This is a genomic window from Poseidonocella sp. HB161398 (assembly GCF_005870025.1).
Taxonomy (GTDB): domain Bacteria; phylum Pseudomonadota; class Alphaproteobacteria; order Rhodobacterales; family Rhodobacteraceae; genus Mangrovicoccus.
On sequence record NZ_VATA01000030.1, the window covers coordinates 1 to 26,220 of the forward strand.

A 26,220-nucleotide genomic window follows, 5' to 3' on the forward strand; every position below is an offset into this window, starting at 1 on the left:
ATGGTGAATGGCTTGCCCGCAAGCATGGCGCGCCGCGCAGGCGGGAATGGCGGAAGGTTCATCTGGCCATGGACACCGCCACCGGCGACATTCACGCAATCGAGTTCATGTCGAGCCGGCAGAGAGACAGCCCGATCATGCCCGAGCTGCTGACGCAAATCCCGGCCGGTGAACCTGCAGAGACGGTCACTTCCGACGGGGCCTATGACACCCGCCGCTGCCATGCGGCAATACTCGAGCGCGCAGCGGAGCCGTTCATCCCGATCCGTCGCAATGGCCGGGCCTGGAAGCCGGACAGCCCGGCCGCGATATCACGAAATGACATCCTCAAGGCGACACACCGACTGGGACGGTCCATTTGGAAAAAGTGGGTCGGCTATCATTCCCGAAGTCGCGTCGAGGCGCAAATGAACCGCCTGAAGCCTTTCGGGGAACGGATCATGTCACGCGACCCAGACCGTCAAACTGCTGAAATCCAGATCGGCATCATTCGCGGCTATGCTCGGACCGGTGGCGCTCGCCGCTCATTCGTGAACCACTGCTCGGCCCTTGGAAGAGCTTAAATCGAAGTCGTTGCCTGAAGCCGGAGAGGAAAGGGGAACCTCATCCTGTCGTTCGATTAGCGCAACAAGGCCGGTCCGGATCCGTGCGGCGGCCCTTGGCCTGCCGGCCCCTGCCGCCACAGGGCACGTGCGCTCGGGCAGGGTGGCACTGCGGTCCTCGGGCGACCTGCGCATGAGCGCCTGCATGCCCTGATCGGCGATCTCTCCGGGGAATGGCGGGCGATCCGGGCTGCGGGCGGGCCCGATGCGACCGATGCGACCGATGCGACCGATGCGACCGATGCGACCGATGCGACCGATGCGACCGATGCGACCGATGACATCGACGGGCTGATCGCCTGGGAGGTCAAGCAAGGCGCGCCCGGCGCATCCGGTCCGCGCCGGCGGCACCGTCGCGCGGATGGCTGCCGCGGCGGGCGCCTTGCAGGAGACCCGGCCAGGCGCCCAATCCGTCAGCACTGCCCGGACCGCGGCATCTGGTCCCTGCCCGCCCGTCCGGCGGCATTTCCGGCAGAACGCCCTCCGTTGAAAGGCGATCGCGGCCCGGTTCCCTGGCGCTTGCCGCGAGCGTTCCAATTTTTGCAACACGAAATCCGAAAATTGGTGCTTTTTATCGGCCGAGAATGGTGTCTGCATAGCGCCGACCACCGACGCAAGGAATCCGTGTCCCATGCCCTCCCTCTCCCGTCCCCGTCCCGCCCCGATGCCGGAGCGTGCCGATGGATAAGCGCGGCTACCTGCTGCTCGACTCCGTCACCATCGCCTACGGCAAATCCGTTGCCGTCGACCAGCTGACCCTCGAGATCGCCGAGGGCGAGCTTCTGTCGCTCCTCGGCCCCTCGGGCTGCGGCAAGTCGACGACGCTGCGCATGATCGCGGGCTTCGTGCCGCCGGTTGCGGGCCATGTCATGCTCAACGGCCGCGAGATCACCCACAAGCCGCCGCACAAGCGCAATATCGGCGTGGTCTTCCAGTCCTACGCGCTCTTCCCGCATCTCTCGGCGCTGGAGAACGTCGGCTACGGGCTGAGGATGCGCAACGTGGCGAAGGCCGCGCGGCTGGAGCGCGCGAAGGCGGCGCTCGACACGGTCGGGCTCGGCGCCTTTGCCGAGCGGCTGCCGGGCAATCTTTCCGGCGGGCAGCAGCAGCGGGTCGCGCTGGCCCGGGCGCTGGTGATCGAACCCGAGGTGCTGCTCCTCGACGAGCCGCTGTCGAACCTCGATGCCAACCTGCGGGCCGAGATGCGCGACGAGATCCGCGCGCTGCAGCAGCGGCTGGGCATCACCACGATCTTCGTCACCCATGACCAGCAGGAAGCGCTGGCCATGTCCGACCGGATCGCGGTGATGAAGGACGGGCTCGTCACCGAGCTCGGCACGCCGCGGCAGCTCTGCGATGCGCCGCGCTCGGCCTTCACCGCGGGCTTCCTCGGCGCGCGCACCGTGATCGACGGGCATGTCGAGGCGGGCACCTTCCGCGCCAAGGGCACGAGCTGCACCGGCGCGCCCGAAGGCGCGACCCAGATGGTGCTGCGCGCCTCGCGGCTGCGCCCCGCCACCGGGACCTCCGGCGCGCTGGCCCTGACGGGCACGGTCAGCACCGTCAGCTATCTCGGCGAGAGCTTCGAAATCGACCTGGCCGCCCAGGCGGGACCGGTGCGGATGGTGATCCCCTCCGACCTGCCGCCCCCTGCCCCCGGCCAGACCGTCGCAGTGGAGGCGCTGCCCGGCGCCGTCACCTTCATCTGACCATAACCAGAAACGATCCCCGACAGGAGACCTCCCCATGACACTCAACCGCCGCCAGTTCACCGGCCTCGGCCTTGCCGCGCTTGCCGCCCCTGCCAGCATTATCCGCCCTGCCTTCGCGCAGCCCAAGCCCGGCGACGAGCTGGTCGTCGGCATCTGGGGCGGCGCGCAGGAGAAGATCGTCAAGCAGTATATCGAGCCGAAGCTCGTCGAGAAATACGGCTGCAAGATCAGCTACGTGCTGGGCGGCACCACCGACCGCCGGGCGCGGGCCTATGCCGAGCGCGGCCGCCCCAGCTTCGACGTGCTCTATCTCAACATCTACGAGAGCCGCCAGGCCGTGGCCGATGGCGTGACCCAGGCGCCGACCGCCGCCGTCGAGCGCTTCGACGCGCTCTATCCGCTGGCGCAGAAGGGCGGCTACGGCGTCGCCTTCAACCCCTGCACCGTGGTCTATGACGGCACCGCCGCGCAGACGCCGGTCACCTCCTGGAAGGACATGTGGAACCCCGAATGGAAGGGCCGCATCGCCTGGCCGAACGGGCTCGGGGCCGAGGGCATCTCGGCGCTGATGATGACCGCGAAATCCTTCGGCTACGACATCACAGAATTCGACAAGGTGCTGGAGAAGGTCGCCGAGCTGAAGCCCTTCGCCGGCATCCAGTCCTCGCAGGCGCAGCTTTACGACATGATCGACCAGAACGTGGCCGACCTGTCGGTGGAATTCGCCTCCTTCACCCGGAAATACGCCGAGACGCGCAACCCCGACTGCGTCATCGCCGAGCCGGAAGAGGGCATGGCCGTGACCATGAACGTCGCCTGCATCACCGAAGGCACCAACAACCAGAAGCTGGCCGAGGAATGGATCAACCTGCACCTGAGCGAAGAGGTCATGGTCGCCTATGCCCGCGAGGTCTACTATTCGCCGACCGTCAAGGACGTGGTCATGCCCGATGACGTGAAGGACAAGGTCATCACCGGCGGCCAGGTCGACAATCTCGTCGATTTCGACTGGGACTACATCAACGCCCACCGCGCCGAGTGGCAGGCCAAGTTCGACCGGGTGCTGGCTGGATGAGACGCTGGATCGGGCCGGTCCTGGCCATGCCGGTAACGGCATGGCTGCTCCTGGCCTTCGCCGCGCCCCTCGGGGTCGTGGTGCTCCTTTCGCTGCACGAGTATCCGAGCCCCTTCGGCCCGGTGCTCGTGCACCCTTCGCTGATCCAGTTCCGCACGATCCTGTCGGACGGATTCTACCTGTCGATCATCGCCGAGACGGTGGGGCTGGGCCTCGCCGTCACGGTGGTCTCGGCCATTCTGGGCTATCCGCTGGCGCACTGGCTGGCGCGGATGCCGTCCCGCTGGCGGGCGATGGCCTTCGCGGTGATCCTGATCCCGCTCTTGACCAATGTCGTGGTCCGCTCGCTGGGGATCATGCTGCTGCTCTCGCCCAAGGGTCTGCTGAACTCCGCCGCCGCGCTGGTCGGGCTCGGCCCGTTCGAGGGCATGCTCTTCACCCATGGCGCGGTGATCGTGGCGCTGGCGCAGGTCTTCATGCCCTTCATGGTGCTGGCGCTCTACGACAACCTGCAGAACACCTCGCCGCGCATCCACGAAGCCGCCGAAAGCCTCGGGGCCTCGCCCGCAATCCGCTTCCTGACGGTGGATTTCCCGCTGTCCCTGCCGGGGCTGCGCTCGGGCATCATCGTGGTCTTCCTGATGACGGTGACCTCCTATGTCTCGGCGACGCTCCTGGGCGGCAAGAAGGTCTGGACCATCGGCATGCTGGTCATGCAGGAAGCGATCCAGAACCTCAACGCCACCATGGCCTCGGCGCTGTCGCTGGTGATGACGGTCGTGGGGCTCGCCTTCATCGCGCTGGTCACGGTCGCGCTCGGGCGGTTCATGGCCTGGCGGCGCGGCTCGCCGTCCACACCCATGGACATTCCCGCCCCTCTGGCGCGGATCGTCGATATTCTCGGACCCCTCCTGTCGAAGATCGCCCTTCTCTGCGCCGTCGGCCTGCTGCTCCTGCCGCTCGGCCTCGTGGTGGTGCAGAGCTTCAATGACGTGCCGCTGGCCACGGCGGCGGGGTTCAAGGGCTTCACGCTGGAATGGTACCGCCGGGTGCTGATCGCGGGCGACTACACCGCGAATTTCTGGATCTCGGTGAAGCTGGCGCTGGCCTCGGTGCTGACCGGGCTGGTGCTGGCGCTGCCTGCGGGCTTCGCGCTGGCGCGGCATCCGTTCCGCGGGCGCAGCCTGCTGCTGGCATTCTGGATGCTGCCCCTGTCGCTGCCGGGGATCGCCATCGCGGTGGGCATGCTGAAGCTGCTGCAGATCTACCTGGCCGTGCCGCCCTTCCTGGGGCTGATGGCGGTGCATGTGGTGGTGATCCTGCCCTTCATGATCACGCTGCTGACCACCTCGGTCCTGGCCCTCGATCCGGCGCTGGAGGAGGCCTCCGCCAGCCTCGGCGCCAATGCGCCGCGCACCTTCGTGCATGTGACGCTCCCGGCGCTGGCGCCGGGGCTCTTCGCGGCGGGGCTGGTCGGCTTCCTGATGAGCTTCGGCGAGGTCACGGTGACGGCCTTCCTGACCACGGCGCGGCTGACGACCCTGCCGGTCCGGATCTATTCCGAGGCGACCTTCGCGCTCGAGCCCACGGCCCACGCGATCTCGGCGCTGCTGATCGGCGTCACCATCATCGCGCTCGGCGTGCTGGGCAAGTTCGTCCGGCTCGACCGGCTCTATTCCAGATAGGGCACCGGGCCGGGGCAGCCCCCCGGCCCGCGCCATCTGCCGCCTCAGCTGCCCGCGAGCATCGGCTTCAGCGTCTCCATGTAGACATTCGCCATGGCATTGCCGTAGCGCTCGGACCCCACCACCATCAGCTTCTGCGTCCGGTCGGCGAATTCCTGCACCGGAACCAGCACCAGCCGCCCGGCCGCCGCATCGCGCTCGATATCGAAGCGGGTGAGGAAGGTGATGCCGTCGCTGCCCGAGGCCATCTCTCGCATCACCTCGATCGAATTGGTCTCGGCGAGGATCTCAGGGCTGCCCCGCAGCGGCGCCAGCGCATGGTCGAGATAGGGCCGGATCACCATCGAGTCATCGGCCAGGATCAAGGGATAGGCGATGCAGTCGCTCAGCCGCAGGCTGGAACGCGCCGCCAGCGGATGCCCCGTCGCCATCACCGCGCCGAGCTGGGCCAGCGAGGTGACATGGACCCGCAGCCCGAAGCGTTCGGGAAAATCGAAGCCAATTCCGAAATCGGCGTCTCCAGAGGCAACGCATTCGGTAATCGCCTCTCCGGTAGGCAGCAACATGATCTTCAGCACGACCCGGGGATTCGCCTTGCGGAAGGCGGCGAGGCTGCGCGGGATGACATTGCCCGCCAGCCCGCTCATGATCGCCAGCGACACCTCGCCGCGCCGCAGCCCCTTCAGGTCCTCGATCTGCGCCAGGGTCCGGCTTTCCTCGCGCAGCGTCTCGCGGACATGCACCATCAGCAGCTCGCCCGCCGCTGTCAGGGTCATGTCCCTGGCGCCCCTGTGGAAAACCGGCGCGCCGACCTGCTCCTCCAGGGTCTTGATCTGGCGGCTGATGGCCGAGGGCGCGACATGGAGCTTCTCGGAGGCGGCGCGGATCGAGCCGGAGCGGACGACTTCGTCGAGATAGCGCAGGATGCGGGCATGCATGAAATGAGTTGCCTAATTTGGAACGTTCTCGTGCAAATTTGATGCTTTTAACTCACCCGTCAATCGTCTTCCTTGGGACCAATCGCGGCGCCGCCTTCGGATGCCGCCCGCAATTGACGATCAACGGAGCAGACCGGATGCAGAAATCCTTCACGTACGAGCAACTTCGAAAGGCCGAGGTGTTCCGGATCGCTCCGACCGACACGAACTACTTCGCCATCCTCTTCGATCCGGCGAATTCCTCCACCTCCGCCATCTTCGTGATCGAGATCTTCACGGTCGGCGGCGCCACCCCGCCGAACAGCCATTCGACCGCGCATGAATTCTTCTACGTGCTCCATGGCGAGGGCGTGGCCTCTTCCGACGGCGACGAGCTGGCGATCGCCAAGGGCGACGCGCTGCTCCTTGACCCTGGCTCGGTCCATATCGTGAAGAACACCGGCAGCTCGAAGCTCTACACGCTGACCGTGATGGTGCCGAACCAGGAGTTCTCCGAGCTGATCCGCTCGGGCGAGCGCGTCGCGCTCGACGAGGAGGACCTGGCGATCCTCGCCGGGACGGCGGCGTGATGGACGGCATGACGGACCGCGACCTGCTTCCGCTCGGGGCCTATCCCCGCAACGCCTGGGCCGTGAGCGCCGCCGAGGTCAGCCTGGTGCGCAGCCGCGACAGGGCCCGCCCGGTGACCCTGGCCGACCGCGGCCGCAAGGTCGTGCTCGACGCGCGCCGCACGGCGATCATCGTCGTCGACATGCAGAACGACTTCTGCCACCCCGAGGGCTGGCTCGCCTCGATCGGCGTCGATGTCTCCCCCTGCCGCGCGCCGATCGAACCGCTGCAGGCGCTTCTGCCGGTGCTGCGCGCCCATGACCTGCCGGTGATCTGGCTGAACTGGGGCAACCGCCCCGACCGCGCCAACCTGCCGCCCTCGGTGCTGCATGTCTACGATCCGGACGGGCGCTCCACCGGCATCGGCAAGCCGCTTCCGGGCAATGGCGCGCATGTGCTGGAAGAAGGCAGCTGGGCGGCCGCGGTGGTCGACGAGCTGGCGCCCGAGCCGGGCGATATCGCCGTCTCGAAATACCGCATGACCGGCTTCCAGGACACCGAGCTGGAGACCATCCTGCGCAATCTCGACGTGACCACCGTGCTCTTTGCCGGCGTGAATGCCGACCAGTGCGTGCTGAACACCCTGACCGACGCGGTCGCCAAGGGCTTCGACGCGGTGCTGCTGGAGGACTGCTCGGCCACCTCCTCGCCGTCCTACTGCATGGAGGCGACGCTCTACAACGTGCGGCAATGCTACGGCTTCGTCTGCGACGGCGCCGAGCTCGCGGCCGGGCTGGAGGCCGGGGCATGACGCCCGGGCTGAACCTGCCCGGGCCGGTCGCCGAACTGACCGCCGCCTGCGACGCCTACGAGGCGGCGCTGATGGCGAACGACCTTGCCGCGATGGACGCGCTTTTCTGGGACAGCCCGCTGACGCTGCGCTACGGCGCGGGCGAGAACCTCTACGGCATCGACGAGATCCGCGACTTCCGCAAGGCGCGCCCGGGCGGCAGCCCGCAGCGCCAGGTCACCCGCCGCGAGATCGTCACCTATGGCGAGGCGATGGGCACCTGCAACCTGGAGTTCCGCCGCGAGGGCAGCACCAGCACCGGGCGGCAGAGCCAGACCTGGCTGAAGACCCCCGAGGGCTGGAAGGTCGTCGCCGCGCATGTCTCGCTGATCGGGGAGGCAAGCTGATGGCGCTCGACGCATTCCTCGCCGCGCTGGGGCCGGTCGAGGCCACGACCGAGCCGAAGCTGGTCAAGGCCAAGAGCCGCGACTGGCATTTCATCTCGCCGCTCTTGTCGAAGACGCTGGACGGGCTGGTCGCCGAGGCCGTCGTCACGCCGAAGACCGCCGCGGAGGTCCGCACCGTCGCGGCCGCCGCCCATGCCCTTGACGTCGCGCTGACCCCGCGCGGGACCGGCACGGCGAATTACGGCCAGTCGGTGCCGCTTCATGGCGGCGCGATGCTGGACCTCTCGAAGCTCTCGGGCGTGATAAAGGTGGGCCACGGCTTCATCCGCGCCCATGCCGGCACCCGCATCGCCGATCTGGAAACCGCCGCGGCCGCCACCGGGCAGGAGCTGCGCTTCTTCCCCACGACGAAGAAGCAGGCCACGATCGGCGGCTTCGTCACCGGCGGCACCGGCGGGGTCGGCTCGATCAACTACGGCGTGCTGCGCGATCACGGCAATGTCCGCGCCGCCCGCGTCGTCACCGTCGAGGAGACCCCGCGCGAGATCGAGCTGACGGGGATGGAGACGCGCATCGTCCAGCACAGCTACGGCACGCTCGGCATCGTCACCGAGGTGGAGATGCCGCTGGCGCCGAAGCGCGACTGGGAGGAATGCCTGGTCGCCCTGCCCGACTACCCCTCGGCCGTGCGCCTCGCCGTCGCCATCGGCAGGGAGCCGGGGCTCGAGAAGAAGCTGGCCTCCGCCTATGAATGGCCGGTCGGCGACTGGCTGAAGCCCTTCGCGCCCTTCGTCCCCGAGGGCCAGTCGATCGTCATCGCGATGATCGAGGCCGCCTCGATGCCGCTCTTCCGCCAGATGGTGGCGGAGGCCGGCGGCGCGATCGTGGCGGGCGGGCCGGAGGGACAGGCGCCCTATGGCCGCCCGATCTGGGAGTTCGCCTTCGGCCACACCACGCTTCAGGCGCAGAAGACCCGGCCCGACATCACCGAGATCGAGGGCTTCTTCTCCGCCCCCGACCTGGCCGCGCGCATCCTCGAGGTGCATGAGGCGATCCGCGCCACCGGCCCGATGCGGATCGAGATCCGCCGCTGGGGCGGCGATCTGGTCGGCTCCGGCTCGACCTTCGTCACCTTCACCGACGAGGCGGCCGTGAACGAGGTGGTGACGGCGATGCGGGCCATGGGGCTGAAAGTCGCCAATCCGCATGCCTCCAACGTGCGCGGCGTCGGCAAGAAGACCATCGGCCCCGCCGAGATCGCCTTCAAGCGCGCGGTCGACCCCAAGGGCCTGCTGAACCCCGGCCGCTTCGAGGCCGAGGGCGCAGCGGACACCGTGATCGACCGCCATCTCGATACCGACGGCTGGCTCGACCGCCAGGCCGGCTGACAGAAAAAGCCCGCAAAGGGCGCAGCGGGGCCCGCCCCGCGACCAACAGGAGTGACCTTGATGATGAAGACCGTTTCCGCTGTCCTTCTCGCCGCGCTGGCAGGCTCGACCGCCATGGCCCAGGACCTCGTGCCGATGACCTTCCAGATGAGCTGGAAGGCGCAGGCCGAACAGGGCGGCTACTGGCTGGCCGCGGCCGAGGGCTACTACGAGGAATGCGGCCTCGACGTGACCGTCCGCTCGGGCGGGCCGGGCATCGACACCACCCAGCTCCTCGTCACCGGCGCGGTCCAGGCGATCCTGGTCAGCCAGAATGACGGCGCGATGCGGATGAACCAGGCGGGCTTCCCGTCGAAGGCGGTCATGGCCGGGTTCCAGAAGCTGCCGACCATCCTGCTCTACCACGAGGAGGCCGGCATCTCCGCGCCCGCCGACATGGCCGGCAAGCCGGTGATGATCTCCCAGGGCAACCGCCAGACCTTCTGGCCGTTCATGAAGGACAAATGGGGCCTGACCGACGACCAGCTGCGCAGCTATAACGGCCAGATCGCGGTGTGGATGCAGAACGAGGACTCCATCCAGCAGGGCATCGTGACCAACGAGCCCTTCCGCATCAAGGAGCAGGCGGGCTTCGACGCCTCCTACTTCCTGCTCGCCGATTACGGCTACGACCCCTACACCTCGGTCGTCGTCGTGCCGCAGGCGCTGATCGACGAGGCCCCCGAGCAGGTCCAGTGCCTGGTCTCCGCCTCGGTCAAGGGCTGGACCGAGTTCATGGCCGATCCCGAGGCGGGCTTCGCCGCCGTCAAGGCCGAGAACCCCGAGAACTCGGACGCGCTTATGGCCTATTCCTATTCCAAGATGAAGGAGCTGAACCTGGTCGAGAATGACGACACCGCAGCGCATGGCATCGGCGCGATGACCGATGCCCGCTGGGCGGCGCATTTCGACGAGCTGGTCAAGTTCGGCCAGTTCCCGGCGGATTTCGACGTCAAATCCGCCTACACGCTCCAGTTCCTGGACTGACCGCTCCCTTCTACCCCTCGCGGACAGTCCTTGCTGCCGGGGCCGTTGCCCCTTGCGCCCCGGCAGCCCCTTCTCACGAAAGACCTCCCATGACGCTGAAATCCCACTGGTGGACCGATCTCACCGCGCTCGACTTCAAGACCCTCGACATGTCCGGCATGGTCGCCGTCTTCCCGGTCGGCGCCACCGAGCAGCACGGGCCGCATCTGCCGGTCAAGGTGGACTATTCCATCGCCCAGGCGGTCTGCGAGGCCGCCGTCGCCAAGATGGCGCCGGACTTCCCCGCCCTCGTCCTGCCGGTCAGCGCGGTCGGCAAGTCCGACGAGCATCTCGCCTATCCCGGCACGCTGACCGTTCCGGGGCCGCTTCTGGGCGACTACTGGTTCGAGATCGCGAAATCCGTGCATCGCGCCGGCTGCCGCCGCATCCTCTTCCTCAACGCCCATGGCGGCCAGCCGCAGGTGATGGAGATGGTCTGCCGCCGCCTGCGGGTGGAGCTGGGCATGTTCGCCGTCTCCTCGATGTGGTCGCGCTTCACCGAGATGGCCGACCAGTTCTCCGAGTTCGAACGCCGCCACGGCATCCATGCCGGCGAGGTGGAGACCAGCGTCATGCTGCATCTCTTCCCCGATCTCGTCGACATGGAGCATGCCCGCAATTTCGAGCCGCTCTCGATCGCGCTCGAGCAGAAGGGCGGCATGCTGACCCCCGAGGGGGCGGTCGGCTTCGGCTGGCAGGCGCAGGATCTTCACCCCTCGGGCGCTGCGGGCGATGCCTCGGCCGCCGATGCCGAGCGCGGCGGGATCGTCTTCGGCCGCGCGGTCGACGGGCTGATCCAGCTGATCGGCGAAGTGTCCGCCTTCGATCTCGGCGAGCTGGAAAAATCGCCCTCCTACGCGTGAGGCAGACCCGATGAACGACATGACCCGCCCCGCCTATCCGCTCGAGGCCTATTCGGCCGAGATCGGCGGCATCGAGCACACCACCGACCCCAAGCGGATCCGCGTGAAAAGCCGCGACCGCTATGCCGTCAGCCCGATCCTGAAGGAGGCGCTGGCGGGCAAGACCGCCGATATCGTCGTCTCGCCCAAGTCGGATGACGAGCTGGCGACCGTGCTCTCGGCCGCCGTGCGCCACCGCATCCCGGTGACGGTGCGCGCCGCCGGCTCCGCGAATTACGGCCAGTCGGTGCCGCTGAAGGGCGGGATCGTGCTCGACTGCCTCGGGATGAAGGGGGTCGTGTCGATCTCCGGAGACCGGGTGCGGGTCCGCGGCGGCACCATCGTCGCCGAGCTGGAGAAGGAGTTGAGAACGCACGGCAAGGAGCTGCGCTTTCCGCCCACCACGGCGCGCATCGCCACCGTCGCGGGGCATTTCGCCGGCGGCCAGGGCGGGCCGGGCTCGACCGTCTACGGCACCTGGCGCGATCCGGGCAACGTGATCTCCTGCACGGTGATGACCATGGAGGAGGAACCGCGCCTGCTGGAGCTCCGCGGGCTCGACGCGCAATTCGCCCACCACACCTACGGCGCCACCGGCATCATCACCGAGATGGAACTGCCGCTCGCCCCGGCCTGGGCCTGGAACGAGGCGATCGTCACCTTCGACGACTACATGGACGCGGTGCGCTTCGGCGTGACGCTGGCCGATGCCGCCGGGATCACGCGGAAATTCGTCTCGGTCCATGAATGGCCGACGCCGAGCTTCGTCAAGCCGTTCCGGGACATCGTGCCCGAGGGCAAGTCGATCCTGATGACCATGATCGCCGACCAGAGCTGGGAAAGCTTCGCCCAGATGGCCGAGCGCGCGGGCGGCACCATCGTCACGCAGTCGCGCGAGGGCGAGGGCCCTTACGGCCAGCCGCTCTGGGAATTCATCTTCGGCCACATGCTGTTCCAGATCCAGAAATCCCATCCCGAACGCTCGGTGATCGAGGGCTTCTTCCGCGCCGGCGACCTGGTCGGGCTGATCGACCGGGTGCACGCGAAGGTGAAGCATTACGGGCCGCTGCGGATGGAGCTTCTGAGGATCGGCGGGCAGATCGTCGGCTCGGGCGCGCCCTATTTCGTCTACGAGTCGCCCGAGCAGATGGCGCAGATGGTGCGCGACATGCAGGAGGCCGGCGCGGTCGTGTCGAACTCGCATACCTCGAATGTGCGCGCGGTCGGCAAGAAGGAGATTACCGATGCCGATCTCGCCTTCAAGCGCATGGTCGACCCGCACGGGCTGCTGAATCCGGGCCGCTTCGAGGTGGACGAGGCCGATGACGCCGCCGTCTCCGCCGTCGAGCTGCCCACCGACAAATGGGACCGGAGGCTCGGATGACGCTGGACCTGACCCCGGGCTTCGACCCGCATATGCCGACCGTCGCGCTGCCCCCCGTCGCGGGCGTGCAGCCGGTCGAGACCGCCTCGATGACCCTGGCCGACGGCACCCGGCTGGATGCCGATATCTGGCGTCCCGAGGGCGCGGGCCCCTGGCCGGTGCTGCTGCAGCGGCAGGCCTATGGCCGCCGGATCGGCTGCACCATCTGCTACGCCCATCCCGCCTGGTACGCGGCGCAGGGCTATCTGGTCGTCGTGCAGGACGTGCGCGGCCGCGGCACCTCCGAAGGGCGCTTCTGGCCCGGCCGCCACGAGGCGGCGGACGGGGCCGAGGCGGTCGAATGGGCCGCACGGCTCCCCGGCTCGGACGGGCGCGTGGCGATGTACGGCTTCTCCTACCAGGCCTATGACCAGCTCCTGGCCGCGACCGGCGACAGCCCCTCGCTTGCCGCGCTGATCCCCGCCATGGGCCCCTGGGATCCGGCGGAGACCTGGATCTACCAGGGCGGCGCCTTCAAGCTCGGCCAGATGGCCGGCTGGGGCACGCAGATCACCGTCGAGGGCGCGCGCCGCGCGGGCGACGCCGCCGCCTATTCCAGGCTGAAGGCCGCGGCGGGCAGCCTGTTCGCGGGCGAGGTCCCCGGCCATCCGGCCGAGCTGATGGCCTCCGCCGATATCGGCCACTATCCCGACTGGGTGGCACGCGGCGCGGATGACCCGGAATGGCAGGCGATCTCGCCCGCCGCCTCGCTGGAGCGGCTGCGCGCGCGCAAGCTGCCGATGCTCTTCATCGGCGGCTGGTTCGACGGGCACCTGCATTCGACGCTCCGGGCCTTTGCCGATCTCGACCGCCCCGGCGACCCGGAAATGCGGCTGATGGTCGGCCCCTGGATCCATTTCCCCTGGCAGCGCCGCGCCGCGGGCATCGATTTTGGCCCCGAAGCCGCCGCTGATACCGACAGGGCGCAGATCGCCTTCCTCGACGCGGTGCTGAAGGGCAAGGGGCGGCTCGAGGCGCAGGACCGCGTGCAGCTCTTCGATCTCGGGCAGAAGACCTGGCGGCGCCATGCGGCGATGCCCGCCGCGTCCACTGCCGCGCATCTCTCGGGCTCGGGCCGCGCCGCCACCCGGACCGGCGATGGCGGGCTCGCCGCCGCGCCCGCCGCGGGGACCGAGCTGATGGTCCACGACCCCTGGCGCGCCGCCCCCTCCGCGGGGCCCGGCACCGGGCCGGTCGACCGCCGCGTCACCGACGAGCGCTCCGACGTAATGACCTTCGACACCCTGCCGCAGGCCGCGCCGGCCAGGATCGAGGGCCCGCTGCGGCTGCGTCTCGCCATTTCCGCCGACCGGCCGAGCTTCGATGTCTCCGCCACGCTCTCGATCCTGCGCGCAGACGGGAAGGCCCATGCCATCGCCGAGGGCTACCTGCATCTGCGGACCCGTCCCGATGCGCCGGTGGCGCTCGATCTCGGCGCTGCCTGCGTGACGCTGCAGCCGGGCGAGGCGCTGCGCCTGTCGCTTGCCGCCGCCGCCTTCCCCGCCCATGCCGTCAATCCCGGCACGGGCGCCGATCCCGTCTCCGCGCCGCTCGCCTCGGCGCTGATCACCACCCTGCATCTGTCCTGCGGAGAAGACAGCCGCCTCGACCTTCCGGTCGCCGATGGCGTGCTGCAGCTTCGCTGATGCCCGAACCGAGGAGCCCCGATTTGGCAGATGAAAGCCTTCCGCTGCCCCGCGCCCGGACAGGAAAGCTGGTCGAACGGCCGAGCCGCCTGACGCGGGCGCTGCGCGAGAGCGGGCCGACCGTGGCCGCGGGCCTCGCCGTGCTGGCGCTCTGGGAAATCTCCGTGCATGCCTTCGGCATCTCGAAATTCGTGCTGCCGCCGCCCTCGATGATCATCGCCTCGATGATCCGCGACTTCCCCTACCTGATGCATGCGCTGGCCTTCACCGCCGGGATCACCATCGCCGCCTTCGCCGCGGCCGTGGTCTCGGGCATTCTCGGCGGGCTGCTGCTGACGCTGCACCGCGATGTCGAACGGATGCTCTGGCCCTATGCGATCGCGCTGCAGGTCACGCCGATGGTCGCCATCGCGCCGCTCGTCATCATCTGGGTCGGGCTCGACCGGGTCTGGCTGGGGCTGATGATCCTCGCCTGGCTCGTCGCCTTCTTCCCGATGCTGGCGAATACCGTGCAGGGGCTGAAATCCGCGGATCGCGGGCTGCAGGACGTGATGAGCCTCTACCAGGCGTCGCGCTGGCAGCGCTTCCGCCATCTGCAGCTGCCCGCCGCCCTGCCCTACATCCTGACCGGCGCGCGGATCTCCTCCTCGCTGGCGGTGATCGGCGGGGTGGTCGCGGAATTCGTCGCCGGGTCGGGATCCTCCACCGGGCTGGCCTGGGTGATCGTGGAATCGGGCACCATGCTCGACGTGCCGCGGATGTTCGCGGCGCTCTTCATCCTGTCGATCTTCGGCCTGGCGATCTGGCGGCTGACCTCGATGGTGCAGGCGCGGCTGCTGAGCCGCTGGCACGAAAGCGAACTGGGCGGAGAGCGCTGATGACCGACATGACCCCCGGCGCGCAGCCCGTGATGCGGATGCAGAGCCTCGACAAGGTCTATCCCAACGGCACGGTCGCGCTGAAGAAGCTGTCGCTCGATGTCTATCCGGGCGAGTTCGTCTCGCTGCTCGGCCCCTCGGGCTGCGGGAAATCCACCGCGCTGAAGATCGCCGCCGGGCTGACCGGGCATTCGGCGGGCCGCGTCCAGCGCCCCGGCGAGGACGAGGCGAAGGGCATCCGCGCCCGCGCCGGCGATATCGGCTTCGTCTTCCAGGAGCCGAACCTGATGCCCTGGCTGACGGTCTTCGACAATGTCCACCTGCCGCTGAAGCTGGCCGGGGTCTCCCGCGCGGAGGCCCGGGCGGATATCGCGGCGATCCTCGACACGGTCGGGCTGGGCGGGTTCCGCGACAGCTATCCGCGCGAGCTCTCGGGCGGCATGAAGATGCGCGTATCGATCGCCCGGGCGCTGGTGACGAAGCCGAAGCTCCTATTGATGGACGAGCCCTTCGCCGCGCTCGACGAGATCACCCGCAACAAGATCTCGCAGGATCTGCTGGAGCTGTGGCAGGCAACCGGTTCGACCGTGATCTTCGTGACCCATTCGGTCTTCGAGAGCGTCTTCCTGTCGAACCGCATCGTCGTCATGGCGGCGCGCCCGGGCCGGATCATCGGCGAGATCGGCGTCGCGGCGCCCTATCCGCGCGACGCCGCCTTCCGCGTCAGCCCGGACTACACGGCGCATTGCCGGGATGTGAGCGCGCTTCTGACCCGCGCCATGGAGAGCTGAGATGAGCATCGACCCTTTCGTGGCACGTTTCCCCGCAGGAACCTTCCCGGACGGCGCGGGCCCGCTCTCGGGGCTGCGCCTGGCGGTGAAGGACAATCTCGACATCGCGGGCCACGTCACCGGCTCGGGCCATCCCGGCTGGGCTGCCGCCCGCCAGGCGGCCACGCAGACCGCCCCCGTGGTCGGGATGCTCGCGGCGGCCGGGGCGCGGATCGCCGGCAAGACCCATATGGACGAGCTGGCCTATTCGCTGATGGGCGAGAACGCGCATTACGGCACGCCGCTGAACCCGGCAGCGCCCGATCGGGTGCCCGGCGGGTCGTCTTCGGGCTCCGCCTCGGCGGTGGCGCAGGGGCTGGCGGATCTGGGCATCGGCACCGATACCGGCGGCTCGGTGCGGCTCCCGGCCTCGTTCTGCGGGCTCTGGGGCTGGCGGCCGACCCACGGGCTCCTGCCCGCGGCGGGGATGCAGCCGCTCGCGGCGAGCTACGACGTGCCCGGGCTCTTCGCCCGCGATGCCGCGACGCTCCTGCGGGCGGCGGCGGTGCTCGCGCCCGCCTCTGATCTGCCCGCGCCGCGCTATCTCGCCCCGGCCGATCTCTGGGCGGAGGTGCCAGCGGCCACCGCCGCAACGCTGCGGCCCTTTCTGCCCGCGGCCGATGCGGCGCCGCTCTTCCCCTCCGGCACCATCGAGACGCTGCAGCCGGTCTTCCGCATCGCCCAGGGCAAGGAGGTCGCGGAGACCTTCGGCGCCTGGATCCGCGCGGCCGCCCCGGAATTCGGCCCCGGCGTGCGCGAGCGCTTCGACGGCGCCATGGCGCTGAGCGCGGCGGAGATCGCCGCGGCCGAAGCCGCCCGCGCCGCGATCCGCGCCCATGTGCGGAGCGTGCTCGGCCGTGACGGCGTCATCGTCCTGCCGACCGCGCCCGGCGCCGCGCCGCGCCTCGGCACGGCCGGCGCGGAGATGGAGTGCTACCGCAACACCGCGATCCGGCTCCTGAGCATCGCCGGTCATGCCGGGCTGCCGCAGATCACGATGCCGCTGGCGAGGATCGAGGAGGCGCCGCTCGGCCTGTCGCTGATCGGCCCGCCGGGGACCGATCTGGCGCTGATGGCGCTGGCGGCGGAGGCATTCGCCGCGGCGGCCGCGCCTGCCTGACGCGCGACGCACCGCCCGCAGAGGGCTATTCCTGCGGTGTGCCGAGGGCGTTTCCGGGAGGCGCCCGCAGGCGCGGCCAACCCTGCCCGGGGTAAGCGTGCCAATGCGCCAGGCGGTGCATGCCCCTCCGCGGCGCGCCCGCCTTTGTCGTTCCGGCAGGCATGCGGGCGGTCCGTCGGGTCCTCCGGCCGCCCGCATGACAGCTGCTCCGGCATCCCGGAAAGGTGGAGCGGGCGTCGCCGGCGGGGCTCCCGTGGACCATGCGGGCGCAGGCCGGGACGGGCTGGTACCGCCATTGGAAGGGGGCGCAGGGGCCCGCTCGCCGTCTCCTCGAGCAGGTCCGGCCGGTCCCTGCCCCGCGGAAGGTCGGAACATGGCTCCGCGCCGCGCCGCAAGCCGGCGCGTAGACCGGACATGCGCCGATCGCTGGCAGTGGATGCGGGGCGGTAGCCCCCTGACGATCGCATGCGGCCGGGTCGTTCCGCTCTGCCGGTGCCGGTCGCGTCTCGTCGCGCCAAGCCTGGGGCGTTCGGCGCCGGTCCTGCTGAACCGCCGCGCGCGCATCGACCGGGCTGCGATCAATGGCTTGGCTGCACAGCGTCCGGAAGTCTTCCCTGCGCGACATGCCCTCTGCGCAAGCGGATGGCGGGCCCTTGGCCGGAGGGACGATCCGCTGCGGCCCGGCTTTTGCCCGGGTGCGGCGGCTGCGGGCCCGGCCCTGCCGTCAGGGCCAGGCGGCGAAGGTCTGGGCGGCGGCCTCGGTCCTGCGCAGGGACTTGCGGAAGGCGGCCGGGTTCTGGCCGGTCTCGCGCTTGAAGAAGCGGGTGAAATAGGCCGGGTCGGCGAAGCCCAGGCGGAAGGCGACGCGCGAGACAGGCATGCCGGTATGGGCCAGCAGCTCTGCCGCGTCGCGCAGCAGGATGCGGTGGAGATAGGCGCGCGGCGAGAGCCCGGTCGCGCGCTTGACGGCCGAGCCCAGCCGGTCGCGGCTGACCTTCAGCTCCCGCGCGTAGTGCCCGACCGGCAGGTGGTCGCGGGCGCGCTGCGCGGCGAGAAGGACGAAGCGCTCGGACAGGCCCTGCGGGGCGCCGCCGGGAGTGACCAGGTCCTTCCGCGCGAGCCGCCAGAGCTGCAGGAGGAGCAGCGAGAGATAGTGCGAGGCCGCGATTTCCGCCCCGGCCTCGGCCTCGGCGGCTTCGCGGGCGAAGCCCTCGAGCAGGCCCGACGCCGCCCAGGGCGCCCCCGGCGAGAGTTCGAGATCCTGCGACAGGGTGCGCTGCATCTGCTCGCCGATCGGGCTGACCGGCAGCGCCTGCAGCAGGCTCGGCGCCGGGATCGACAGCAGCATGCCGCGGGCCCCGGCTTCGGCGACAAGCTCCCGCCCGCCGCCGCCGGCCCACCACAGGAGCCGCGGTCCGCTGCGCTCCGGCCCGTCATCGGCCGTGGCGCCGCGCAGCCGGACCCGGCCGTGATCGAGCTGCAGAAGATGCGCCGCGCCCTCGGGCAGCGCATAGGCGATCCGCGACAGCGGGCTCTTGATCTGGTGCAGCCGGGGAACCGGGCGGCGCGGCGGGGCGGGTCGGAAGATGCGCGTCATGGTTGCGCGATGCTGCCGCTGATCCCGCACCGGATCAAGCACGCGTGCAAGAATTGGCCCCATGAATGCATTCCTGTGTCGCCATTTCCCGATCTAGGCTGGCGCCAGCTGCGGCGAGCTCCGGCACAAGGGGCCGCCGCGACGGCGCAGGGCCGGGCGCAGCCGGCCGAAAGGGAGGATCGGATGAAGGGCATTTCGCGGCGCGCGCTCCTGCGCGCGGGACCTGTCGGCATGGCGGCGGCCATGGCGCTGGCAGCCGGGGCACAGGCGGACGACGCGACGGTGAAGATCGGCTATGCGGTGGCCCGCACGGGCCCGAACGCGACCGGCGCGGGGATCACCACGATCCCGAATTACGAGCTCTGGGTGGACACGGTGAACAAGGCCGGCGGGCTCGCGATGCCCGATGGCAAGCGCCGCATGATCGAGGTGGTCGAGTACGACAACCGCTCCTCCAACGAGGATCTGGTCCGCGCGATCGAGCGGCTGGTCTCGCAGGACAAGGTCGACCTGATCCTGCCGCCCTGGGGCACGGGGGCGAATCTGGCGATCGCGCCGCTGATGGCGCGCTTCGGCTATCCGCAGCTTGCCGTGACCGCGGTGACCGACAAGGCGCCGGATTTCGCCGCCCGCTGGGAGCGCAGCTTCTGGATGCTGGGCGGCGGGCACGACTATGCCGCCGGGCTGGTGGACGTGCTCAGCCAGGCGCGCGACGCGGGGACGATCAACGCCAAGGTTGCGGTGGTCTCGGTCGCCGACGGCTTCGGCATCGACCTGATCAGCGGCGCCCGCCCGGCCTTCGAGGCGGCGGGGTTCGAGCTGGCCTATGACAAGAGCTATCCGCTGGGCACCTCGGATTTCGCCGCGATCATGAGCGAGGCGCAGGCCTCGGGGGCGGACAGTTTCGTCGCCTTCTCCTATCCGCCGGGCTCCTTCGGGATGACCAGGACGGCGCAGACGATGGGCTACAACCCGGCGGTGTTCTACGTCTCGGTCGGCGGCGCCTTCCCGATCTATCCCGGCGTCGCGGACGGACGCGAAGAGGGGGTGATGGCGATCGGCGGCGTGGATGCCGGAAGCCCGGCGATCAGGGACTATTTCGCCCGCCACGAGGCCTTTGCGGGCAAGGCGCCCGACAGCTGGGCCTCGGCGGTCACCTATGCCTCGCTGGAGATGCTGGAACAGGCGGTGGCCCGTGCCGGGCTCGAGCATGGCGCGCTGGCGAAGGAGCTGTCGGAAGGGACCTTCGAGACCGTGGTCGGAGAGGTCAAGCTCGAGGACAACCAGCTGCGCGACCTCTGGTGGGTCGGCCAGTGGCAGGGCGGCGCCTTCCGCGCGGTCGGGCCCTCCGGGCGGGAGGGCGCCTCGGCGCCGGTGATCCCCAAGCCCGACTGGTGACATCATGCGGCCCGCACGCCCGGGCCGCCTCCGACCTTCCAGGGGACACCCATGCTGACGACCACGCTCATCCTCGGCCTCGTGCTGGGCGGCAGCTACGCGCTGCTCGCCCTCGGGCTGACCCTGCAATACGGGATCGCGCGCATCATGAACCTCGCCTATGGCGAAGTCGCGCTTGCCGCCGCCTTCATCGCCGTCGCGCTCTTCCAGGGGCTGGGCATCCCGCCGCTGGTGTCGCTGCCCGGCGTGGCGGCGGCGGGCTACGGCGCGGGCTGGCTGCTCTACCAGCTGATGATGCGGCCGCTGGTGGCCCGCTCGGGCGGCGGCGGCCGGCTGGAGACCGACAGCATCCTCGCCACCTTCGGCCTGCTCTTCCTGCTCCAGGGCGTGCTCCTGACCGCGTTCGGCGCCGATTTCACCTCGATCTCCTATCTCGACCGGGGGATCAGCATCCTGGGCGTGCCCGTGGCGGCGAACCGGCTGGTCGCCTTCGGCATCTGCGTCCTCGCCGGAGGCGCGCTGGTCGCCGCGCTGCGTTTCACCCGCTGGGGGCTGTCGCTGCGGGCGGTGGCGCTGGCGCCGGGCGCGGCGCCGCTGGTGGGCATCGACGTCAACCGCGTCGCGCGGCAGGGCTTCGCGCTCGGCGCCGCGCTGGCGGCCACGGCCGGGGCCTCGATCTCGATGTACCAGACCTTCTCCGCTACCGGCGGCGTCGTCTTCACCATGAAGGCGCTGGTCATCGTCATCATGGGCGGGGTCGGCAACGTGCCGGGCGCGCTGGCCGCGGGCTTCGCGCTGGGGCTGATCGAGACCTTCGTGGCCACCGCCATCGATCCCGGCCTGACCCTGGCCGCGACCTTCGCCCTCTTCCTCGGCGTGCTGCTCTGGCGGCCGCAGGGCCTGTTCGGAGCCCGCACATGATCCGCCTTCTGCTGCCCCTCGCGGCACTTGTCCTGCTGGCCGTCCTGCCCGCCCTGGTCTCGGAATACGGGCTGGGCCTGCTGATCGGCGCGGCGACCTACGTGACGCTGGCCTCGGCCTGGGCGCTGTTCTCGGGGCAGACGCATTACGTGTCGCTGGCCACCGTCGCCTTCTACGGCACCGGCGCCTATGCCGTGGCGGTGCTGAACGAGGCGCTGCCCTACCCGGCCGTGCTCCTCTGCGCGGCGCTTGCCGGAGCGGCCATGGCGCTGGCGGTCGGGCTCTCCACCCTGCGGCTCAGCGGCGTCTATTTCGTGATCTTCAGCTTCGGCCTGGCCGAGCTCGTGCGGCAGCTGATCACCTGGTACGAGGTCAATGTCACCGGCACGCTCGGGCGCTACATCTTCCTCGATGTCACCGCCCGCGGGATCTACTGGCAGATGCTGGCCCTCGGCGCCGCCACGATCGCGCTCTCCGCCTGGATCGGCCGCGGGCGGCTGGGCATGGCGCTGCGGGTGATCGGCGACGACGAGGAGGTCGCGGCGCATTCCGGCATCAACCTCGCGCGCAGCAAGCTCGCCGCCTTCGTGCTCTCGGCGGTGATCCTGACCCTGGCCGGGGCGATCACCTCGCCGCGCTATGTCTATGTCGAGCCCTCGATCGTCTTCAATCCGACCGTCAGCTTCCTGACCGTCATCATGGCGCTGCTCGGCGGGGCGAACCGGCTCTGGGGCCCGGCGCTCGGGGCGGTGCCGCTGTTCCTGGCCTTCGAATGGCTCTCGGCGCATTTCCCCGACACCTATCCGGTGCTGCTCGGCCTCCTGTTCATCGGGGTCGTCTTCCTGGTGCCGCAGGGCATTCTGCCAGCGGCCGAAAAACTGCTGCGGCGGAGGGCAGAGGCATGAGCCTCCTCGAGATCATCGGCGCGGAGAAGCGCTTCGGCGGGCTGCGGGCGGTGGACGGCGTGTCCTTCTCGCTCGGGCGCGGCGAGATCGCGGGGCTCCTCGGGCCGAACGGCTCGGGGAAAACGACGCTGATCAACCTCGTCTCCGGCGCGCTGCCGCTGAGCGCGGGCGAGATCCGGCTCGGCGGGCGGCGGATCAGCGGGCTCGGCCGCGACCGGATCGCCCGGGCGGGCGTCGCGCGGACCTTCCAGCTGGTGCGCATCCTGCCCTCGCTGAGCCTGCGCGAGAACGTGATGGTCCCCGCCGTCTTCGGCCGCAAGGCGCATTGGGGCCGCGCGGCGGAGCGGGTCGCGGATGCCGCGCTCGAGCTGGCGGGGCTCTCGGCGCGCGCCGCCCTGCGGGCCTCGGAGCTGACCTATATCGACCAGAAGCGGCTGGAACTGGCCCGTGCGCTCGCCGCGGAGCCAGAGCTGCTCCTGCTCGACGAATGGCTTGCCGGGCTGAACCCGACCGAGCTGGCAGAGGGGGTCGCGCTGATCCGGCGCCTGCAGGGCGAAGGGCTGGCGATCCTGATGGTGGAGCACATCCTCGACGCGGTCCGCGCGCTCTGCCCGCGGGTCGTGGTGATGAATTCCGGCCGGCTCATCGCCGACGAGGCGACGGAGGCCGCGCTGTCCGATCCGAAGGTGATCGCGGCCTATCTCGGGGAGGAAGCCGATGCTTGAGATCCGCGGCCTGACCGTCGCCTATGGCAAGCACGTGGCGCTCGAGGACGCCTCGCTTGACGTCGCTCGGGGCCGCATGGTCGCCATCCTCGGCGCGAATGGCGCGGGCAAGTCCTCGCTGCTCGGCGCGATCGGCGGCCGCGTGGCGCCGGTCGCGGGCAGCATCCTCTACCGCGGCCGCCCGCTTCTCGGCCTGCCGCAGCACCGCCTCGTCGAGGCGGGCATCGCGCTGGTCCCCGAGGGGCGCGGGATCTTCCCGGCGCTGCGCGTCGAGGAGAACCTGCGCCTCGGCGCCTTCCCGGAGCGCGCGCGTTCAGGCGCGGCGGAGCGGATGGCAGAGGTTTTCGCGCTCTTCCCCAAACTCGCCGAGCGCCGCCGCCAGTTCGCGGGCACCATGTCGGGGGGCGAACAGCAGATGGTCGCCATCGGCCGCGCGCTGATGTCGAGGCCCGACCTGCTGCTCCTCGACGAGCCGTCGCTGGGCCTCGCCCCGATCGTGACCCGCGAGGTCTTCGCCGCGCTCGCGCGGATCCGCGCGAGCGGCCTGACGATCCTGATCGTCGAGCAGAACGCCCGCGCCACGCTGGAGCTTGCCGATCATGCCTATCTCGTGACGGCCAGCCGCATTGCCGGTTCGGGCCCCGCAGACCAGATCAAGTCCGACCCCGCAGTGATCCGCGCCTTTCTCGGCGGATCGTCGGCGGCGGCCGAATAGGAGAAGACCCGGATGGAAAAGCTCGATCTCTATGTCAACGGGCAGCATGTCCCCGCCGAGGGTGGCCGCGTCTTCGCGCGCGCCAATCCGGTCACCGGCGAAGTGGTGACCGAGGCCGCCGCCGCCTCGCTGGACGATGCCGCGCGGGCCGTCGACGCGGCGGCCGCGGCCTTTGCGGACTGGTCGGAGACGACCCCCGGGGAGCGGCGCCGGATCCTGCTGGCGGCGGCAGAGTCGCTCAAGGCGCATGCCGACGGCATCGTCCGGGCGATGAAGGAGGAGATCGGCGCCACCGAGGCCTGGGCGCGGTTCAACTGCATCCTCGCCGCCGACATGCTGGTCGAGGCGGCGGCGCTGACCACGCAGATCAAGGGCGAGATCATCCCCTCGAACCGGCCCGGCTCCACCGCCATGGCGGTGCGCCAGCCCGCGGGCGTGGTGCTGGCCATGGCGCCCTGGAACGCGCCGGTGATCCTCGGCGTTCGCGCCATCGCCACGCCGCTGGCCTGCGGCAACACGGTGGTGATGAAGACCTCCGAGCTCTGCCCGCGCGTCCATGCGCTGGTGGTCGAGGCGGTCGCCGCGGCGGGCCTGCCGCCGGGCGTGCTGAACGCGGTCTCGAACGCGCCCGAGGAGGCGCCCGGGATCGTCGCGGCGCTGGTCGCGCATCCGGCGGTGCGGCGGGTCAACTTCACCGGCTCGACCCGCGTCGGCCGGGTCATCGCCGAGCTGGCCGGGCGGCATCTGAAGCCCGCCCTGCTGGAGCTCGGCGGCAAGGCCCCGATGATCGTTCTGGAGGATGCCGATATCGACGCCGCCGTCGCCGCCGCGGGCTTCGGCGCCTACATGAACCAGGGGCAGATCTGCATGTCGACCGAACGGATCATCGCCGTCGGCTCCGCCGGGGACCGCTTCGCCGAGGCCTTCGCCGCGAAGGTGGAAAGCCTGCAGGCCGGCGATCCGCGGCAGGGGGACGCGCCGCTCGGCGCGCTGGTCAGCCAGGCGGCGGCCGAGCGGATCGGCAGCCTCGTCGCCGATGCGGTGGACAAGGGCGCGGCGCTGATCGGCGGCGGCGGCACGGGCGCGATGCTCAATGCCGCGGCGCTCGACCATGTCGGGCCGGAGATGCGGATCTACAGCGAGGAGAGCTTCGGCCCGGTGGTCGCCATCATCCGCGCGGGCTCGGCCGACGAGGCGGTCCGGATCGCGAATGAAAGCGAATTCGGCCTGTCGGCGGCGGTCTTCGGCCGCGACACGATGGCGGCTCTGGCCGTGGCGAAGCGGATCGAAAGCGGCATCTGCCACATCAACGGCCCGACCGTGCATGACGAGGCGCAGATGCCCTTCGGCGGGGTGAAGGCCTCGGGCTACGGCCGGTTCGGCGGCAGCTGGGGCATTGCCGAGTTCACCGAGCTGCGCTGGATCACGTTGCAGGACGGCGCGCTGCACTACCCGATCTGAGGGGCGCAGGCCCGCGGGACGATCCGTGCAGGGCCGAGCCCCGCCGCAGCGCCGGACAGGGGAAAGCCGTCGCCGGGCAGACCTCGTCCGGACGCTCCGGCGTCGCAACGGGCACCATCGCCCGCGCCCAAGCGGGGCCGACGCCGGATCGGGACAGGCCGCGGGGCGTTCTTCTCCGCGGCCGGAGGAGGTGCGCGGCACGTCCCAGCCGCCATCTGATGGCCACGGGATCGGCGCGCAGGGCGCCGAGTTCCGGTGCTGCGGCGCTCGGCGCGCAGGGCGCATGCCTCGGCGGGGCAGGAAAATGCGGACGCCAGATGGTCTTTGCAGCCGGGCTATCCCTGTGCGAAGCGGGCGCCTTGACGCGACGCACAGTCCGTCGAAAGGCGTGCCTGCCTGGAACAGGCGCCGGCCCGCGCGGGCGGCTTCCGCCGCCGGGCGCGTCGGCAGGACCGGCGGGACGCCAGGACGTCCTGCAGGTCCTCAGGCCGACGTGCTGCCCGTTTCCGCCGGGAAGACATGCGCGCGCAGGAAGTCGACCAGCGCCCGGACCTTCGGCGACGGGTGCTTGCTGGCGGGCCAGAGCACATGGAAGACGCCCGAGCTCTCGAGATGGTCCGCCAGGACCGGAACCAGCTCGCCGCGGACCAGCTGCGGCCGGATCGCGAAATCGGGGAGATAGGCGATCCCGAGGCCCTGCAGCGCGAAGCATGTCCGCGTCTCGATATTGTTGCAGACCATCGACACCGGAAGCTGCAGCTCGGCCTCGCCATCGGGCGGCGCCAATGGCCAGGCCTCGAGCTTTCCGGTGGTCGGAAACCGGTAGTGCAGGCAGGCATGCGCTGCCAGATCGCCCGGCTGCCGCGGAGTGCCACGGTCGGCCAGATAGGCCGGCGCGGCGACCAGATGCCTCTGGAACCGGCCGAGACGGCGCGCCGACAGCCGGGAATCGGCGGGCTCTCCGGTGCGGACCACGGCGTCGAAGCCCTCCTCGATCACGTCGACCATGCGGTCGGTGAAGTCGAGGTCGAGCGCGACCTCGGGATAGGCGCGCATGAACTCGCCCAGCACCGGCAGCACCAGCGAGCTGACCAGCGGCAGGCTGATCCGCAACCGGCCGCGCGGCGCGGCGCTGGCCTGCGACAGCTCCAGCTCCGCCGCCTCGATCTCCGCCAGGATGCGGCGGCTGCGCTCGAGGAAGAGCGCGCCCTCGGCCGTCAGGGCGACGCTGCGGGTACTGCGGTGGAAGAGCCGCACGCCGAGCCGCTCCTCGAGCCGCGCCACGCTCTTGCCGACCGCCGAGGCGCTGACCCCGAGCACCCGCCCGGCGGCCACGAAGCTGCGGGTCTCGGCGACCTGCACGAATACCGGGAGACCGTTCAGCCCGTCCATCATGATCCTCCGCAATTGCGGACACTTTAGTCCCCGGAACACGGAACTGCACCCGGCTTTTTCCCTAATCCCGGAGTTTCTATTTTCCGGGCATCA

The 26,220-nt window shown here is 70.1% G+C and carries 25 protein-coding genes; 21 read left to right on the forward strand and 4 right to left on the reverse strand.

Features of this window, described 5'->3' with window-relative positions; genetic code table 11:
- Positions 1 to 563: IS5 family transposase (locus tag FGX59_RS21125; RefSeq protein WP_138469111.1), on the forward strand; the 563-nt coding region annotated here is incomplete at its 5' end.
- On the opposite strand, the gene FGX59_RS37695 is transcribed toward FGX59_RS21125, so the two are convergent.
- Entirely contained in the window at positions 525 to 1,235 is a 711-nt protein-coding gene (locus tag FGX59_RS37695) for a hypothetical protein (protein WP_171060759.1), read from the reverse strand. The two genes, FGX59_RS21125 and FGX59_RS37695, sit on opposite strands and share 39 nt — an antisense overlap.
- Positions 1,236 to 1,282: 47 nt before the next feature.
- Between FGX59_RS37695 and FGX59_RS21135 the strand changes: the two genes are divergently transcribed.
- The 3 genes from FGX59_RS21135 to FGX59_RS21145 are packed head-to-tail and all read left to right on the forward strand — an operon-like array spanning position 1,283 to position 5,074.
- A complete protein-coding gene (locus FGX59_RS21135) occupies positions 1,283 to 2,311 on the forward strand; it encodes an ABC transporter ATP-binding protein (RefSeq protein ID WP_138469113.1) in 1,029 nt (342 codons plus the stop codon).
- A gap of 37 nt (positions 2,312 to 2,348) precedes the next feature.
- Positions 2,349 to 3,389, forward strand: coding sequence for a PotD/PotF family extracellular solute-binding protein (locus FGX59_RS21140; RefSeq protein WP_138469114.1), 1,041 nt, complete (start codon positions 2,349 to 2,351; stop codon positions 3,387 to 3,389).
- A complete protein-coding gene (locus tag FGX59_RS21145; RefSeq protein ID WP_138469115.1) occupies positions 3,386 to 5,074 on the forward strand; it encodes an ABC transporter permease subunit in 1,689 nt (562 codons plus the stop codon). The genes FGX59_RS21140 and FGX59_RS21145 overlap by 4 nt, the downstream gene beginning before the upstream one ends.
- Before the next feature lie 44 nt (positions 5,075 to 5,118).
- Here the strand turns inward: FGX59_RS21145 and FGX59_RS21150 are convergent, their stop codons facing one another.
- Positions 5,119 to 6,012, reverse strand: a complete 894-nt coding sequence (locus FGX59_RS21150; protein ID WP_138469116.1) for a LysR family transcriptional regulator — start codon at positions 6,010 to 6,012, stop codon at positions 5,119 to 5,121.
- 137 nt (positions 6,013 to 6,149) lie between these two features.
- On the opposite strand from FGX59_RS21150, the gene FGX59_RS21155 reads away from it, so the two are divergent.
- From FGX59_RS21155 to FGX59_RS21205, 11 genes are all read left to right on the forward strand, one after another.
- A complete protein-coding gene (locus FGX59_RS21155) occupies positions 6,150 to 6,581 on the forward strand; it encodes a cupin domain-containing protein (RefSeq protein ID WP_138469117.1) in 432 nt (143 codons plus the stop codon).
- Entirely contained in the window at positions 6,581 to 7,372 is a 792-nt protein-coding gene (locus FGX59_RS21160; protein ID WP_206078402.1) for a cysteine hydrolase family protein, read from the forward strand. The genes FGX59_RS21155 and FGX59_RS21160 overlap by 1 nt, the downstream gene beginning before the upstream one ends.
- The gene (hpxZ, locus tag FGX59_RS21165) at positions 7,369 to 7,758 is read left to right on the forward strand and encodes an oxalurate catabolism protein HpxZ (RefSeq protein WP_138469118.1); all 390 of its coding nucleotides are present in this window, start codon (positions 7,369 to 7,371) and stop codon (positions 7,756 to 7,758) included. The genes FGX59_RS21160 and hpxZ overlap by 4 nt, the downstream gene beginning before the upstream one ends.
- Complete coding sequence (locus FGX59_RS21170; protein ID WP_138469119.1) at positions 7,758 to 9,146, forward strand: FAD-binding oxidoreductase; 1,389 nt, start codon at positions 7,758 to 7,760, stop codon at positions 9,144 to 9,146. The genes hpxZ and FGX59_RS21170 overlap by 1 nt, the downstream gene beginning before the upstream one ends.
- Positions 9,147 to 9,206: 60 nt before the next feature.
- Positions 9,207 to 10,172 carry an ABC transporter substrate-binding protein gene (locus tag FGX59_RS21175; RefSeq protein ID WP_138469120.1) on the forward strand — a complete coding sequence of 322 codons (966 nt, stop codon included), beginning with the start codon at positions 9,207 to 9,209 and terminating at the stop codon, positions 10,170 to 10,172.
- Between the two features lie 89 nt (positions 10,173 to 10,261).
- Positions 10,262 to 11,074, forward strand: coding sequence for a creatininase family protein (locus FGX59_RS21180; protein WP_138469121.1), 813 nt, complete (start codon positions 10,262 to 10,264; stop codon positions 11,072 to 11,074).
- A gap of 10 nt (positions 11,075 to 11,084) precedes the next feature.
- Complete coding sequence (locus FGX59_RS21185) at positions 11,085 to 12,497, forward strand: FAD-binding oxidoreductase (RefSeq protein WP_138469122.1); 1,413 nt, start codon at positions 11,085 to 11,087, stop codon at positions 12,495 to 12,497.
- Complete coding sequence (locus tag FGX59_RS21190; RefSeq protein ID WP_171060760.1) at positions 12,494 to 14,182, forward strand: CocE/NonD family hydrolase; 1,689 nt, start codon at positions 12,494 to 12,496, stop codon at positions 14,180 to 14,182. The genes FGX59_RS21185 and FGX59_RS21190 overlap by 4 nt, the downstream gene beginning before the upstream one ends.
- Before the next feature lie 23 nt (positions 14,183 to 14,205).
- Positions 14,206 to 15,060, forward strand: coding sequence for an ABC transporter permease (locus tag FGX59_RS21195; protein WP_206078403.1), 855 nt, complete (start codon positions 14,206 to 14,208; stop codon positions 15,058 to 15,060).
- Positions 15,060 to 15,851, forward strand: coding sequence for an ABC transporter ATP-binding protein (locus FGX59_RS21200; RefSeq protein WP_138469125.1), 792 nt, complete (start codon positions 15,060 to 15,062; stop codon positions 15,849 to 15,851). Before FGX59_RS21195 ends, FGX59_RS21200 begins: the two co-directional genes overlap by 1 nt.
- Before the next feature lies 1 nt (position 15,852).
- Positions 15,853 to 17,010, forward strand: coding sequence for an amidase (locus FGX59_RS21205; protein ID WP_138469126.1), 1,158 nt, complete (start codon positions 15,853 to 15,855; stop codon positions 17,008 to 17,010).
- A 724-nt stretch (positions 17,011 to 17,734) separates the two neighbouring features.
- Here FGX59_RS21205 and FGX59_RS21210 read toward each other — a convergent pair.
- On the reverse strand, positions 17,735 to 18,607 hold the full coding sequence (locus tag FGX59_RS21210; RefSeq protein WP_171060761.1) for an AraC family transcriptional regulator: 873 nt from the start codon (positions 18,605 to 18,607) through the stop codon (positions 17,735 to 17,737).
- 183 nt (positions 18,608 to 18,790) lie between these two features.
- Here FGX59_RS21210 and FGX59_RS21215 point away from each other — a divergent pair, with 183 nt between their 5' ends.
- The 6 genes from FGX59_RS21215 to FGX59_RS21240 are packed head-to-tail and all read left to right on the forward strand — an operon-like array spanning position 18,791 to position 24,732.
- A complete protein-coding gene (locus FGX59_RS21215; RefSeq protein ID WP_138469128.1) occupies positions 18,791 to 20,005 on the forward strand; it encodes an amino acid ABC transporter substrate-binding protein in 1,215 nt (404 codons plus the stop codon).
- 51 nt (positions 20,006 to 20,056) lie between these two features.
- On the forward strand, positions 20,057 to 20,926 hold the full coding sequence (locus tag FGX59_RS21220) for a branched-chain amino acid ABC transporter permease (protein WP_138469129.1): 870 nt from the start codon (positions 20,057 to 20,059) through the stop codon (positions 20,924 to 20,926).
- Entirely contained in the window at positions 20,923 to 21,831 is a 909-nt protein-coding gene (locus FGX59_RS21225; protein ID WP_138469130.1) for a branched-chain amino acid ABC transporter permease, read from the forward strand. Before FGX59_RS21220 ends, FGX59_RS21225 begins: the two co-directional genes overlap by 4 nt.
- Positions 21,828 to 22,556 carry an ABC transporter ATP-binding protein gene (locus tag FGX59_RS21230; protein ID WP_138469131.1) on the forward strand — a complete coding sequence of 243 codons (729 nt, stop codon included), beginning with the start codon at positions 21,828 to 21,830 and terminating at the stop codon, positions 22,554 to 22,556. The genes FGX59_RS21225 and FGX59_RS21230 overlap by 4 nt, the downstream gene beginning before the upstream one ends.
- Positions 22,549 to 23,271, forward strand: coding sequence for an ABC transporter ATP-binding protein (locus FGX59_RS21235; protein ID WP_138469132.1), 723 nt, complete (start codon positions 22,549 to 22,551; stop codon positions 23,269 to 23,271). The genes FGX59_RS21230 and FGX59_RS21235 overlap by 8 nt, the downstream gene beginning before the upstream one ends.
- 12 nt (positions 23,272 to 23,283) lie before the next feature.
- A complete protein-coding gene (locus FGX59_RS21240; RefSeq protein WP_138469133.1) occupies positions 23,284 to 24,732 on the forward strand; it encodes an aldehyde dehydrogenase in 1,449 nt (482 codons plus the stop codon).
- 483 nt (positions 24,733 to 25,215) lie between these two features.
- Here FGX59_RS21240 and FGX59_RS21245 read toward each other — a convergent pair whose 3' ends face one another.
- A complete protein-coding gene (locus FGX59_RS21245; protein WP_138469134.1) occupies positions 25,216 to 26,124 on the reverse strand; it encodes a LysR family transcriptional regulator in 909 nt (302 codons plus the stop codon).
- Between the last annotated feature and the right edge of the window lie 96 nt (positions 26,125 to 26,220).

Bases quoted from the DNA above. Each gene is read 5' to 3' on its own strand.
- FGX59_RS37695 (WP_171060759.1), bottom strand. From the start codon at position 1,235: ATGGGACACGGATTCCTTGCGTCGGTGGTCGGCGCTATGCAGACACCA.
- FGX59_RS21135 (WP_138469113.1), top strand. From the start codon at position 1,283: ATGGATAAGCGCGGCTACCTGCTGCTCGACTCCGTCACCATCGCCTAC.
- FGX59_RS21140 (WP_138469114.1), top strand. From the start codon at position 2,349: ATGACACTCAACCGCCGCCAGTTCACCGGCCTCGGCCTTGCCGCGCTT.
- FGX59_RS21145 (WP_138469115.1), top strand. From the start codon at position 3,386: ATGAGACGCTGGATCGGGCCGGTCCTGGCCATGCCGGTAACGGCATGG.
- FGX59_RS21150 (WP_138469116.1), bottom strand. From the start codon at position 6,012: ATGCATGCCCGCATCCTGCGCTATCTCGACGAAGTCGTCCGCTCCGGC.
- FGX59_RS21155 (WP_138469117.1), top strand. From the start codon at position 6,150: ATGCAGAAATCCTTCACGTACGAGCAACTTCGAAAGGCCGAGGTGTTC.
- FGX59_RS21160 (WP_206078402.1), top strand. From the start codon at position 6,581: ATGGACGGCATGACGGACCGCGACCTGCTTCCGCTCGGGGCCTATCCC.
- hpxZ (WP_138469118.1), top strand. From the start codon at position 7,369: ATGACGCCCGGGCTGAACCTGCCCGGGCCGGTCGCCGAACTGACCGCC.
- FGX59_RS21170 (WP_138469119.1), top strand. From the start codon at position 7,758: ATGGCGCTCGACGCATTCCTCGCCGCGCTGGGGCCGGTCGAGGCCACG.
- FGX59_RS21175 (WP_138469120.1), top strand. From the start codon at position 9,207: ATGATGAAGACCGTTTCCGCTGTCCTTCTCGCCGCGCTGGCAGGCTCG.
- FGX59_RS21180 (WP_138469121.1), top strand. From the start codon at position 10,262: ATGACGCTGAAATCCCACTGGTGGACCGATCTCACCGCGCTCGACTTC.
- FGX59_RS21185 (WP_138469122.1), top strand. From the start codon at position 11,085: ATGAACGACATGACCCGCCCCGCCTATCCGCTCGAGGCCTATTCGGCC.
- FGX59_RS21190 (WP_171060760.1), top strand. From the start codon at position 12,494: ATGACGCTGGACCTGACCCCGGGCTTCGACCCGCATATGCCGACCGTC.
- FGX59_RS21200 (WP_138469125.1), top strand. From the start codon at position 15,060: ATGACCGACATGACCCCCGGCGCGCAGCCCGTGATGCGGATGCAGAGC.
- FGX59_RS21205 (WP_138469126.1), top strand. From the start codon at position 15,853: ATGAGCATCGACCCTTTCGTGGCACGTTTCCCCGCAGGAACCTTCCCG.
- FGX59_RS21210 (WP_171060761.1), bottom strand. From the start codon at position 18,607: ATGACGCGCATCTTCCGACCCGCCCCGCCGCGCCGCCCGGTTCCCCGG.
- FGX59_RS21215 (WP_138469128.1), top strand. From the start codon at position 18,791: ATGAAGGGCATTTCGCGGCGCGCGCTCCTGCGCGCGGGACCTGTCGGC.
- FGX59_RS21220 (WP_138469129.1), top strand. From the start codon at position 20,057: ATGCTGACGACCACGCTCATCCTCGGCCTCGTGCTGGGCGGCAGCTAC.
- FGX59_RS21225 (WP_138469130.1), top strand. From the start codon at position 20,923: ATGATCCGCCTTCTGCTGCCCCTCGCGGCACTTGTCCTGCTGGCCGTC.
- FGX59_RS21230 (WP_138469131.1), top strand. From the start codon at position 21,828: ATGAGCCTCCTCGAGATCATCGGCGCGGAGAAGCGCTTCGGCGGGCTG.
- FGX59_RS21235 (WP_138469132.1), top strand. From the start codon at position 22,549: ATGCTTGAGATCCGCGGCCTGACCGTCGCCTATGGCAAGCACGTGGCG.
- FGX59_RS21240 (WP_138469133.1), top strand. From the start codon at position 23,284: ATGGAAAAGCTCGATCTCTATGTCAACGGGCAGCATGTCCCCGCCGAG.
- FGX59_RS21245 (WP_138469134.1), bottom strand. From the start codon at position 26,124: ATGGACGGGCTGAACGGTCTCCCGGTATTCGTGCAGGTCGCCGAGACC.